Origin of the sequence: Bacillus sp. FSL R5-0709 (genome assembly GCF_038004785.1) — a bacterium.
Classification (GTDB): Bacteria; Bacillota; Bacilli; order Bacillales; family Bacillaceae_G; genus Bacillus_A; species Bacillus_A mycoides.
Genome location: NZ_JBBORT010000001.1, coordinates 67,168 through 80,000, shown reverse-complemented (window position 1 = coordinate 80,000; position 12,833 = coordinate 67,168). Strand labels below are relative to the sequence as shown.

Here is a 12,833-nt window from a genome sequence, read left to right as displayed (position 1 = left end):
CAAGCTGCATGCTTTCTCATCTCTCTTACGGCAACATTTTCGTTCTTTAAATCGATAAGACGATCTAGATGCAACATACATACATCAATTTTCTCACGCACTGTTGGTTCCGGCATTAACTCACCTGTCTCTAAATACTTTACCGTACGATAAATCATCCACGGATCTCCAAGAGCAGCGCGACCAATCATAACACCATCTACACCAATTTCATCAAGCATACGCTTTGCATCTTGTGGTGTTTCGACATCACCATTTCCGATAACCGGAATATTTACAGCCTGCTTTACTTGTTTAATAATATTCCAATCCGCTTTACCTTCATACATTTGCACTCGTGTACGCCCATGAACCGCTATCGCTTGTCCACCAGCACGCTCAACAGCTCTAGCATTTTCTATTGCGAAAATATGTTCTTCATCCCAACCAATACGCATTTTAACTGTAACTGGCTTTTCAACAGCATCTACAACCGCCGCTACCATCTCATATATTTTATTTGGGTCTAAAAGCCACTTTGCTCCTGCATCACACTTAGTGATTTTCGGTACTGGGCACCCCATATTAATATCAATAATGTCTGCTGTCGTATATTTATCTACGTATTTCGCAGCATCTACAAGAGTTTCTTTCTCTCCACCAAAAATTTGTAAACTTAATGGCTTTTCTCTCTCATCGATATATAACATATCTAATGTTCTTTTGTTATTAAGTAATATTGCCTTATCACTTACCATTTCAGCACAAACTAAACCTGCACCAAATTCTTTTACCGTCAAACGGAATGCAGAGTTACACACTCCCGCCATCGGTGCTAGTACAACTGGATTTTTCATCTCAATATTTGCAATCTTTAACACCCGACTTACTCCTTCCTTTACGGTCACTTTGGCATCAATTCGTCTATTGAAACGTTTAATGTTTTAGCGACTTCTACTACAAAATCTTGGGAAGGTGATCTATTGCCCCTCTCAACTTCACCTAAAACCGATACAGATACCCCTAATTCTTTCGCAAAACCTTCTTGCGTATAGCCTTTTAGCTTTCGAAAAGCACGAATGCGTCTTCCCCATTTTTCTGCTTCCATACCGTTACTCCCTCTCGCCTTTTCATTTCTTCTACTTGTGAACGTGAAATATTTTGTTTTATATCTTGATTAATCTCTAACAACGGAACGATAACAAAAGCTCTTTCGAACATCCGCGGATGCGGAACAATCAGATTCTCTGCTTCAATATTTTCTTGATTATATAGTAAAATGTCAAGGTCGATGGTCCTCGGGCCCCATCTAATTTCCCTTTTTCTTCCTAGGTCATTCTCTACCTTTTGTGTTACTTTCAATAATTCTTGCGGTGATAAATTGGTAGAAATTTTTATAACTAAATTTAAAAAGCAATTTTGGTCAGTATAGCCAACCGGATCAGTTTCATATACAGACGAAACATCATCAACTTGGATATGCTGGTTTTTATTTAAAAACTGAATTGCTTCAGTTAAATAAGTATAACGCTCCCCAATATTGGAACCTAATGCAATGTACGCTATATTATTCATGGACGTTCTCTCGTAATTTCTACCGCTACAGCACGATAATGTCCCGGTATCGGCGGATCCGGTTTAATTACCTTAATTGTACACTGTGAAATACTCTCATATTGTTTCAATATATCTGTAGCGATATTTTCAGCAATACTCTCTACAAGCTTATACGTTCTATCTTCAACCACTTTTCTACATAGTTCGAAAAGCTCCCCGTAATTGACAGAATACTCTAAGTCGTCGCTTTCTCCTGCACGTTTTAAATCCAACTCCACCGTTAAATCCACTTTAAATCTCTGACCCAATTTATTTTCTTCTGGGAATACACCATGATAACCGTAAAACTCCATATCATGGATATAAATTTTATCCAATTACTTTGCCCCCTTACCAATCATCGCGTCCATCATCTTAGCCATACGCGCCATTTCTTTCACATCATGAACACGGATAAACTCACAGCCCTTTTCAATACCAAGACAAACGGTAGCTCCCGTTCCTTCAAGACGTTCCTCCACTGGCAAATCTAACACATGGCCAATAAAGGACTTTCTTGAAGTACCTAAGAGAACTGGGTAACCCAGTACATTTAACTGTTCTAAATTGCGCATCGCTTCTAAATTTTGCTCAGGTGTTTTCGCAAAACCGATACCTGGGTCTAAAATAATATTCTCATCTCGCACACCAGCATCTTTAGCAATTTTAATACTTTCATACAAATCAGCAATCATATCGGCCATTAAATTGCGGTAATTCATATTATCTCGGTTATGCATTAAGATAATGGGCACATCATAATAGGCTGCAACTTCAGCAATCCTCGGTTCCGCCTTCGCTCCCCAAATATCATTAATAATATGGGCACCAGCTTCAATCGCTTGTTTCGCAACCTCAGCTTTATACGTATCAATAGAAATAGGTAGCTTTACTTCTTTTGACACTGCCTGAATCATTGGAACAACTCGCTTTATTTCCTCTTCTACTGAAACTTTAGCGAAACCCGGGCGGGTAGATTCGCCGCCAATATCAATAATATGGGCACCTTCACTTTTCATTTCTTTCGCATGTCGCACCGCAGCATCTACTTCGTTGTAACTCCCACCATCAGAAAATGAATCTGGCGTTACATTTAAAATCCCCATAATTAATGTCTTTTCATTTAAGTTCAATGTATATTCGCCGCAGCGCAAATCATAATCCCACTTCAAACTACACATCTCCTCTTCGCAATTCATTTCTGCTCCACAATTTCTCTCTCTGCACTCCATAAAGATCCATAAGTCTTTTTGTAACCACTCCCACTTTACCCGGGAAATCTTTCTCCTCTATACGATAAAGAGGGACAATCTCTTGAATAGAGTTCGTTACGAACACTTCATCCGCTGAAAGCAATTCATCTTTTGTAAAGAAACCTTCCTTTACTTCTATATCTAGCTCTTCAGCAGCCTTTATAATAAACGCACGAGTGATTCCGTTTAAAATCCCTGTTTCTAATGAAGGAGTATATAAAATATCTCCTTTAACAAAAAAGAGATTCGAAACAATACCCTCTGCAACATAACCTGTTTCGGTAAGAAAAATACCTTCCTTATTCACAACATTTCCAATTTCGCGTTTCCCTAAAATATTATTTAAATAATGATGGGACTTCAAGCGAAATGCACCCTCTGGTGTATTTCTCACTTGCTTTAAAATAACTCCTTCTTTTTCCACTACATTCCCTGGAGATGCTAAAGGTTTTATAAAAACAATAACAGACGGTTCTTCATATACTTCCGTTTGTAATCCTATTTCATCTATACCCGCCGATACATTTAAGCGCACATATGCATGCTTTAACCCATTCTTAACAAGTAGATTCTTTAAAATAAGCATCACTTCATCTTTTGTCATTGTCCATTTGATTTGCAATATATCTAGCGCATCCATTAAGCGTTCATAATGATCATCCAATAAAAAAGGATGACCATTATAAATACGAAATGTCTCAAAAACCCCAAGTCCATATAGGTAACCGTGGTCATAAGGAGAAATTTTCGCTTCACTCGTTTCTACATACGCGCCATTTACGTAAATTAACACGATGTCACACTTGGGCTATATTTGCGAATGAAATTCTGTAGCAACTCTTTCCCATGAGAAGTCATAATAGATTCCGGATGGAATTGTACCCCTTCAATCGGCAACGTTTTATGACGAAGCGCCATAATTTCACCTTCTTCAGTCCAAGATGTTATCTCTAAACAATTCGGTAACGTCTCTTTTTTAACGATAAGAGAGTGATAACGTGTCGCGGTAAATGGATTTGGGATATCAGAAAAAATCGTCTGCCCATCATGATGCATTAAAGATGTTTTTCCATGCATCAAACGCTCTGCCCTGACAACATCCCCTCCAAATACTTGCGCAATTGATTGATGTCCAAGACAGACCCCAAAAATCGGAAGCTTACCTGCAAAATATTTAATAACCTCCATACTGATTCCCGCCTCATTAGGACTACATGGACCTGGCGAAATCATTAAAAAATCTGGTTTCATATTCTCAATATCCGAAATAGTCACTTCATCATTACGCTTAACAACAAGCTCTTGTCCAAGTTCTCCAAGAAATTGCACTAAATTAAATGTAAAAGAATCATAATTATCAATCATTAATATCATTTCTCTCACCTAACCGTTTCTTCGCTACTTTCTTTTGCACGCCATAAAGCGATTGCTTTTTTTAACGACTCTTTATATTCATCTTTTGGATTTGAATCAATTACAATACCCGCTCCAGCTTGCACATGCGCTTGTCCATCTTTAGCAAGTAGTGTTCGGATTACAATATTCAATTCCGTATCTCCAGAATAACCAATCCAACCAATTGAACCCGTATAAATTCCTCGGCGAACAGGTTCTAATTCTTCAATGATTTCCATCGTACGTATTTTCGGGGCACCGGTAATTGTCCCACCAGGAAATACAGCCTTCACCAAATCGAAAGCATCTTTATCTGCTTCCACCTCACCACGCACATTAGAAACAATATGCATAACGTGTGAGTATTTTTCAATTACCATAAATTCATCTACTTCAACAGTGCCATATTTACAAACCCGGCCCAAGTCATTTCGTTCTAAATCCACAAGCATTACATGCTCTGCTCTTTCCTTTTCATTTTCAATTAATTCTTTCGCTAATTCTTCATCCTCTTGCTCACTTGCTCCTCGAGAGCGCGTACCAGCAATCGGTCTTGTACTCACTTCTTTTCCTTGCTTTTTAATTAGCAATTCAGGCGAAGCACTAACAATTTGAAAATCTCCAAACTCCAAGTAACCCATATATGGAGATGGATTAATTTCACGAAGACTTGTATATATTTCTAGTGGATGTGTTTGTAATGTTCTTTCTTGTCTTGTCGACAAGTTTACTTGAAACACATCACCCGCTCCAATATATTCTTGAATACGTTCAACGGCCTTCATAAAGCCCTCTTCCGTAAAAGCGACTGCTTCATTTTTCTTTTCAGGAGATTCAAACGGCATAGTCACTTCGGGGGCTTCTTTCATCCAAAGACCCTTCCATTCATTTAATCGTTCTTCTGCCTCTTCACACTCATCTACATAATGCGTAATAATCCATAATACTCTCTCCTGTTGATCATACACAAACACGTCATCAAATAACAAAAAGAATATGTCAGGTATATTAATATCATCCTTCGCAAGAGAAGAAAGTTTTTCAATATAACGGATACAATCATAACTAAAGTATCCAATTGCCCCACCCTGAAAAGGTGGATACTCCGGATTATAATTCGTTTTCCATTTCTCCATATACGCTTGCATTAAATCTAACGGATTCCCTCGCTTTATTGTTTCCTTGCCACTTTCACTTATATGTAACGTCTCATTCTTACCCTGAATTACCGCTACTGGATCCAGCCCAACAATATTATAACGACCACCACGTCCACTTTCTAACAAAATATGTTGCGGCTTATCCTGAGAAAGAAATTTATATTGCTTAAAGAAATCTAACTGATATGGAATAGAAAGCGCTAAAGATTTTCTTCGTTGCATATCAACACCCCGTCTTCTGTTATCCCACCCTCTTAAGCCAATCAAATCAAACTACATAAAATTATTTATATAGAGAATGATTATACTTGAGGGCTAGTGAAAATAAATTAGTTATACTACTTCTTATTTTACATGAAGTTTTCTAGTCATTCACTCTTTTCCTTTTTCCAATCAAAAAAGAAAAAGCATCCTTTTTTAAGGATGCTTTTCAAATCACATTCACTTATGACTCAAATTGATAAAGTGGTGTACTTAAATAACGTTCACCGTTACTTGGGATAATAACAAGTACCTTTTTCCCTTTACCTAATTTCTTCGCAACTTCTGTCGCTGCATAAACGACTGCTCCCGAAGAGATACCAACTAAAATACCTTCTTCTTTAGCCACTCTTCTCGCATATTCGAACGCTTGCTCCGTTTTCACTTGAATAATTTCATCATATACCTCTACATCCAATGTCTCCGGAACAAACCCCGCTCCAATTCCTTGGATCTTATGTGGTCCTGGCTTTCCACCAGATAATACTGGTGAATCCGCAGGTTCTACCGCGTAAATTTTGATATCTTTATAAGCCTCTTTCAGCACTTCACCGGCACCTGTAATTGTTCCACCTGTACCAATACCTGCGATAAAAGCATCTAATTGATCCCCCATCTGTTCAACAATTTCTGGACCTGTTGTTATACGATGGATTTCTGGATTCGCTTGATTTTGGAACTGTTGTGGTATAAAGTACCCATGTTCTTCTGCTAATTCAGTTGCCTTTCGAATTGCTCCGCCCATTCCTTCAGGTCCTGGAGTCAATACTAATTCAGCACCGTAAGCGCGTAATAAATTACGACGCTCAATACTCATTGTTTCTGGCATTACTAAAATTGCCTTATATCCTTTAGCAGCTGCTACCATCGCTAAGCCAATACCTGTGTTACCACTTGTCGGCTCAATGATTGTATCGCCCTCTTTTAATAATCCTTTATTTTCAGCATCTTCAATCATAGCTAACGCGATACGATCTTTAACACTGCTCCCCGGATTCATAAATTCTAATTTTAAATATACATCTGCGCTGTCTGATTCTACGATGCGGTTCAACTTAACGATCGGCGTTTTCCCGATTAATTCTGAAACTGATTGTGCCACTCGCATTCCTGTCACTCCTAACACCGAGTATTTTTATTGGTTTTATCTATATTTAGATTTTGTCAGAAAATTCCCTGTTTGTCAATCTATTCGGGCGGCTGATTCTCCACCTAAACTTCTTTATTACAGCTTCTCAATTAGACTTGTAATATCCTCTTTAGCGAATTTATGTCGTTCATTACAGAAGTGACAGTGAACTTCCGTCTCTTCTTCTTCTGCACGAATTTGTTCTAACTCCGCTTTACCTAAACTAATTAGCACACTTTCAATACGCTCACGTGAACATGTACAATTAAATTGAACATCCATTGTTTCTAGCACTTTCACTTTATCTTCTCCAAGCACTTCATACAGTAATTCTTCTGGAGAAAGACCTTGTTCGATTAATTGTGATACTGGCGGGATTTGTTGAAGACGCTCTTCAATAAATGAAATTGTTTCTTCCTGCGCACCTGGCATAATTTGAAGAATGAATCCACCCGCCGCTAATACGCTATCATCTCCATTTACAAGAACACCAACACCTACAGAAGAAGGCGTCTGCTCAGAAACCGCGAAATAATATGTGAAATCTTCCCCTAGTTCTCCTGAAACAATGGGAGATTGACCAATAAACGGTTCACGCATACCGATATCTTTAATTACCGTTACAAATCCTTCTGTACCTACCGCTTGATATACACGTAATTTCCCTTGTTCCGTTCCTTCAAAATCAACATGCGGATTCGTTACATAACCACGTACATCCCCATTTGCATGAGCATCGACTAAGATAGGACCAATCGGGCCGTTACCCTCTACTTTAATCGTTAACTTCTGCTCGCCTTTTAACATAGCACCCATCATTGTACCCGCAGTTAAAGAACGACCAAGTGCCGCTGAAGCTGTTCTCCATGTATCATGACGCTTTTGCGCCTCACTTACTGTATTTGTTGTACGTACACTATAAGCACGAACCTCTCCATTAAACGCTAACGCTTTTACTAAATAATCTTTCATACTTATTTATTCACCCTTCTCATGTTGTAAATTTGCATTACGCTCATATAACATATACAAACCTTTTAACGTTAAAAACGGATCTACAATATCAATTACATTTGATTCTTCTGAAATTAATTTTGCTAATCCACCTGTTGCAATAACTTTCGGTTCTTGCTTAGCTTCTTCCTTCATACGCTTAACAATACCTTCCACTTGTCCAACGTATCCATAAAGAATACCTGATTGCATTGCACTTACTGTATTCTTCCCGATAACACTACCCGGTTTTGTAATTTCAATACGAGGAAGCTTTGCTGCCCTGCTATATAAAGCCTCTGCCGAAATCATAATTCCCGGCGTAATGACGCCACCCATATAATGCTTCTCTTCGTTAATATAACAATATGTAGTAGCCGTACCAAAATCAACAATAATAAGCGGACTTCCATATAAGTGGATTCCTGCTACTGCATTTACAATTCGGTCCGCGCCTACTTCACGTGGATTTTCATATTTAATATTCAAGCCAGTTTTTATCCCAGGCCCCACTACAAGCGGTTTAATTTTAAAATACTTTTCACACATACGCTCTAAAGCGAACATAATTGGCGGTACAACTGAAGACACAATAATACCTTTCACATCTTCAAAAGAAAGACCTTCATGCTCAAGTAACTGCTTTACAAGCATCCCATACTCATCTTCTGTTTTATGACGATCTGTTTCCATGCGCCAATGCTGACGAAGTTCCCCCTCTTCAAACACACCTAGTACCGCATTTGTGTTCCCTACATCCAATACAAAAATCATATTCTCACCACTTATCTTATTTAATCTATATTTGCGCAGTATGTATAAAACTTATAAAAACATCATATCACACATACTTATATAATCAGTTTTTCTATACTCATCATTGTACAAAAAGATTACTCTCTATTTCAATTTTTAATAATAGTTTCATTCAATTTTTTTTGCCACTTAAATTCATTCCACAAAAAAAAGGAGTGACTATTGTCACTCCTTTTTTTCTTACTTATCTTCTGTATCTTCATCGTCTTTCTTCATATTGATGTTTACTTTCACATCATCTGAAGATGTTGGACGCTCAGGTAATCTGCCATAATCATATAAATGATTAATTTGCTCTGCATCTAATGTTTCTACTTCAAGTAACGTTTTTGCGATAATATCAAGCTTATCTCGTTTTTCAGTAAGAATTTGTTTCGCGCGAGCATAACAGTCTTTAATAATTATTTGCATTTCCACATCAATTTCATGCGCGATTGCATCACTGTAGTTTTGTTCTGAATGGAAGTCTCTTCCTAAGAATACCTGACCACCTTGTGAGCTACCAAATTGCATCGGTCCAAGCTTATCACTCATCCCGAATTCTGTAACCATACGTCTTGCAATACCAGTCGCACGTTGGAAGTCGTTGTGAGCACCTGTACTTGCTTCACCAAATACAATCTCCTCAGCTACTCGACCACCAAGTAAACCAGTGATTTTATCAAGTAACTCTGGTTTTGTCATGAAGTAACGATCTTCCTTCGGAAGCATTACCGCATATCCACCAGCTTGACCACGAGGGACAATTGTTACTTTATGAACGATATCTGCTTCATCAAGAACAACACCAATTACAGTATGGCCAGCCTCATGGAATGCAACGATATTACGTTCTTTTTCAGAGATAACGCGACTTTTCTTAGCTGGACCTGCAATAACACGATCCGTCGCTTCATCGATGTCACTCATATCAATTTTCTTCTTATCTTGACGCGCAGCTACTAAAGCAGCTTCGTTTAATAAGTTTTCAAGATCGGCACCAGAGAATCCTGGTGTACGAGTTGCAATTGCTCTTAAGTTGACATTCTCATCAAGCGGTTTATTACGAGCGTGTACCTTAAGTACAGCTTCACGACCATTTACATCTGGACGATCTACTGTAATTTGACGGTCAAAACGACCTGGACGTAATAACGCTGGATCAAGAATATCAGGACGGTTTGTCGCAGCGATGATAATAATACCTTCGTTTGCACCGAATCCATCCATTTCAACAAGCAATTGGTTCAACGTTTGTTCACGCTCATCATGACCACCGCCAAGACCCGCGCCACGTTGACGTCCTACTGCATCAATTTCATCAATGAAAATGATACAAGGAGCATTTTTCTTTGCATTTTCAAATAAATCACGTACACGGGATGCACCGACACCGACGAACATCTCTACGAAGTCAGAACCACTAATAGAGAAGAACGGAACGCCTGCTTCACCTGCAACAGCACGTGCTAGTAAAGTTTTACCTGTACCTGGAGGTCCCACTAATAGAACACCCTTCGGAATACGGGCACCAACTTCAGCGAACTTACGAGGGTCTTTCAAGAATTCAACTACCTCAACAAGTTCTTGTTTCTCTTCATCCGCTCCAGCAACATCTCTGAAACGAATTTTTTTCTTTTCATCATTGTATAGCTTCGCCTTACTTTTCCCGAAGTTCATAACACGGCTACCGCCGCCCTGAGCTTGGTTTAATAAGAAGAAGAATAAAATGAAGATAATGACAAACGGAATGATAGAAGTAAAGAACGTTACCCAAGCACTTGTTTCTTCTGCTGGTTGATACTTAACTTCAGCCCCTTGCGCTTTATCATTAATTTTCTTTTGTAATTCCTCAGTATTTGGTGCATAAGTAACAAATTGTTCTCCTTGGCTAGAAGTCTTGAATTGTCCCTTTACCTCAAACACACCATTTTTCGGTTGAAGCTGCACATTACGCACTTCACCTTTTTCAAGTTGAGTAATGAATTTATCGTAGCTAACTGATGTCGTTTTTTGCGTCGAACCATTAAAATAGCTCACGATTCCAATTACTACTAAGAATATCAGTAAATAAAAGATGGTATTACGGAAGATACGATTCATTCCTAACCTCCTCTCACGGCATAAACACTATAGTAAATCGTAACATAAAAAAAATTTCCTATACAATTGTAACGCCTATATTTAATTAATTTGAGTAAACACTTGGTTTTAATACTCCTACATAAGGAAGATTACGGTACTGCTCTTTATAATCTAATCCATATCCTACAACAAATTCATGAGGAACAGTAAATCCAACATAATCTGCTTTCAGATCAACCTTACGGCCTGTTGGCTTATCTAATAAAGTAACAATTTTTACAGATTTCGCTTTACGATATTTAAACAGATCCACTAAATAGCTTAGTGTAAGACCGCTATCAATAATATCTTCAACGATTAAAATATCGCGACCTTCTACCGAAGTATCAAGATCTTTTAAGATTTTTACTTCGCCTGTCGAAACTGTAGAGTGACCGTAGCTAGATACAGCCATAAAATCCATTTCAAGATATGTATCTGTTCTCTTTAATAAATCTGCCATAAATGGCATTGCACCCTTTAGTACACCAATCGCAAGAGGTACTGTATTTTTGTAATCCTCTGCAATAACTGCACCTAGTTCGTGCACCTTTTCTTGTATTTGTTCTTCAGAAATTAATACTTTTTCGATATCTTGATTCATCATTTCATTATCCTCCCGGAAGACTCCTTGCTTTTGTAGTGAATAATCATGTATTTACCCTTCTTTGCTAGCTCTTTCGAAGTAGCAAACGCAGATCGTTTCAACAAGGGTACCCAAATAATATTTCCACTTGCGTCACAAACGATCGGCCATTCTTCTCTTTTTTCTTTTGGTACTTTCGCTTCGATAAAAACAGCTTTTATCTTTTTTGTACCATCCATACCTTGCATTGACATGCGATCTCCATTTTCCCTAGACCGAATACGAAGTGGATACGATATATCATTATACTTAGCAACAAATACTGTTTCATTCATGTTACTCGGTATATCTTCGCTCACCTCTGTTACAAGTTTATCCCCATTCGGCAATATAATTGTCCCAGGTACTGATAAATCTTGCGAAAAAGGAGAAACAATTTCTTGTTTAAATCCAAAACCACATTCTTCGTATGTGCGAACAATTTTCAAACCACCTGGAAAATCTAGTGAACCTGAAGGTTGTGCCCGCTTAAAAAATTCAATCACCTTGTCAATATGTATAGAAGAAAGCGAAGATGGAATCTTATATTCATAAAGATAGTTTAATATTAGTTGAATCCCTCTTCTTTGTAAAGGCATAGACATGGATTCAAAGGCAGGAATTGATAAGCTAATTTGTTTATCGCTTTTTTTTGTAATTACTTTATTCATTTTCTCAAAAGCTAATTCCTGCAAATAAGCCTCATCCTCTTGCATCTGCACGCTAAATTTTTGAAATTTCTCATGCATTTGTGGATTTTCTTCTTTCAAATAAGGAAGGACATATTTACGTAATCGATTCCTTGTATATACTTCTTTTTTATTACTCGGATCTATACGCGGAATAACTTTTAATTTATTACAGTAATCAACAATTTCTTCCTTAGTTACCCCAAGTAACGGCCTAATTAAATATCCATTATGAAAAGATCGCTTCACTGCAATTCCTGCGTATCCTTTCGGAGTACTCCCTCGTACAAGGCGCATTAAAATCGTCTCTACTTGATCATCTCCATGGTGACCAAGAGCTACATATCTCGCATCATATTTCTTCATTATTCTTTCCAAAAATGCATATCTGCATTCTCTAGCTGCAACTTGTGCATTCATTCCATATTGCTGTTGATATTGCGACACATTAATCCTTAGCGTTTCACAAATAACTCCTAGCTCTTTGCAAAGACCCTGCACAAACTGTAAATCCTCATAAGATTCATTACCTCTAAACATATGGTCCACATGTGCTACTACAATTTCTAGCTGTTTTTCTGCCCTTTTTTCTAACAAATAATATAAAAGAGCCAAAGAGTCAGGACCACCAGAAACCCCTACAACAATTGTTGAATGTTTCTTTAATACATCATGCTGCTTTACAAAGTCATCTACTTTTTCAACAAATGCATCTTTCAACTTCGCAATCACCTTTCATTAAACAAGAACAACAACATTAGTTACCTTGTATATAATGGTACAACTTTTACAAACATTGTGCAAAAAAAAGATGTACAAAATCCATATTTTTAT

At 37.8% G+C, this 12,833-nt stretch carries 14 protein-coding genes (1 of these 14 running past the window's edge); all 14 read right to left on the bottom strand.

Features of this window, described 5'->3' with window-relative positions; all coding sequences use genetic code 11:
- Window positions 1-860 carry the 5' portion of a tRNA dihydrouridine synthase DusB gene (gene dusB, locus MKX37_RS00425; protein WP_002009708.1) on the bottom strand. Its footprint begins 139 nt before the window's first position, so only the first 860 of its 999 coding nucleotides appear in the window; its start codon is at window positions 858-860; the stop codon falls past the left edge of the window.
- 23 nt (window positions 861-883) lie between these two features.
- Window positions 884-1,087 carry a helix-turn-helix domain-containing protein gene (locus tag MKX37_RS00420; protein WP_002009706.1) on the bottom strand — a complete coding sequence of 68 codons (204 nt, stop codon included), beginning with the start codon at window positions 1,085-1,087 and terminating at the stop codon, window positions 884-886.
- Window positions 1,039-1,554 carry a 2-amino-4-hydroxy-6-hydroxymethyldihydropteridine diphosphokinase gene (gene folK / locus MKX37_RS00415; RefSeq protein WP_002130229.1) on the bottom strand — a complete coding sequence of 172 codons (516 nt, stop codon included), beginning with the start codon at window positions 1,552-1,554 and terminating at the stop codon, window positions 1,039-1,041. The genes MKX37_RS00420 and folK overlap by 49 nt, the downstream gene beginning before the upstream one ends.
- Complete coding sequence (folB, locus tag MKX37_RS00410; protein ID WP_002130228.1) at window positions 1,551-1,913, bottom strand: dihydroneopterin aldolase; 363 nt, start codon at window positions 1,911-1,913, stop codon at window positions 1,551-1,553. The genes folK and folB overlap by 4 nt, the downstream gene beginning before the upstream one ends.
- Entirely contained in the window at window positions 1,914-2,774 is an 861-nt protein-coding gene (gene folP, locus MKX37_RS00405; RefSeq protein WP_002167275.1) for a dihydropteroate synthase, read from the bottom strand. It abuts the gene before it with no gap.
- Window positions 2,749-3,621 (bottom strand): aminodeoxychorismate lyase, encoded by an 873-nt coding sequence (pabC, locus tag MKX37_RS00400; protein WP_078422378.1) that lies wholly within the window; start codon window positions 3,619-3,621, stop codon window positions 2,749-2,751. Before pabC ends, folP begins: the two co-directional genes overlap by 26 nt.
- A complete protein-coding gene (gene pabA / locus MKX37_RS00395) occupies window positions 3,615-4,202 on the bottom strand; it encodes an aminodeoxychorismate/anthranilate synthase component II (RefSeq protein ID WP_002130225.1) in 588 nt (195 codons plus the stop codon). The genes pabC and pabA overlap by 7 nt, the downstream gene beginning before the upstream one ends.
- A gap of 5 nt (window positions 4,203-4,207) precedes the next feature.
- Complete coding sequence (gene trpE, locus MKX37_RS00390; protein ID WP_033728756.1) at window positions 4,208-5,605, bottom strand: anthranilate synthase component I; 1,398 nt, start codon at window positions 5,603-5,605, stop codon at window positions 4,208-4,210.
- Window positions 5,606-5,828: 223 nt separating this feature from the next.
- Window positions 5,829-6,752, bottom strand: a complete 924-nt coding sequence (cysK, locus tag MKX37_RS00385) for a cysteine synthase A (RefSeq protein WP_002130221.1) — start codon at window positions 6,750-6,752, stop codon at window positions 5,829-5,831.
- A gap of 117 nt (window positions 6,753-6,869) precedes the next feature.
- Window positions 6,870-7,745 carry a redox-regulated molecular chaperone HslO gene (gene hslO / locus MKX37_RS00380; RefSeq protein ID WP_002009693.1) on the bottom strand — a complete coding sequence of 292 codons (876 nt, stop codon included), beginning with the start codon at window positions 7,743-7,745 and terminating at the stop codon, window positions 6,870-6,872.
- A 6-nt stretch (window positions 7,746-7,751) separates the two neighbouring features.
- Window positions 7,752-8,540 carry a type III pantothenate kinase gene (locus tag MKX37_RS00375; RefSeq protein WP_002009692.1) on the bottom strand — a complete coding sequence of 263 codons (789 nt, stop codon included), beginning with the start codon at window positions 8,538-8,540 and terminating at the stop codon, window positions 7,752-7,754.
- 222 nt (window positions 8,541-8,762) lie between these two features.
- A complete protein-coding gene (gene ftsH, locus MKX37_RS00370; protein WP_002091565.1) occupies window positions 8,763-10,664 on the bottom strand; it encodes an ATP-dependent zinc metalloprotease FtsH in 1,902 nt (633 codons plus the stop codon).
- Window positions 10,665-10,749: 85 nt separating this feature from the next.
- The gene (hpt, locus tag MKX37_RS00365) at window positions 10,750-11,292 is read right to left on the bottom strand and encodes a hypoxanthine phosphoribosyltransferase (RefSeq protein WP_002124550.1); all 543 of its coding nucleotides are present in this window, start codon (window positions 11,290-11,292) and stop codon (window positions 10,750-10,752) included.
- Window positions 11,289-12,719: a tRNA lysidine(34) synthetase TilS gene (gene tilS, locus MKX37_RS00360; protein ID WP_002107305.1), complete on the bottom strand. Its 1,431-nt coding sequence runs from the start codon at window positions 12,717-12,719 to the stop codon at window positions 11,289-11,291. The genes hpt and tilS overlap by 4 nt, the downstream gene beginning before the upstream one ends.
- Window positions 12,720-12,833: the final 114 nt, after the last annotated feature.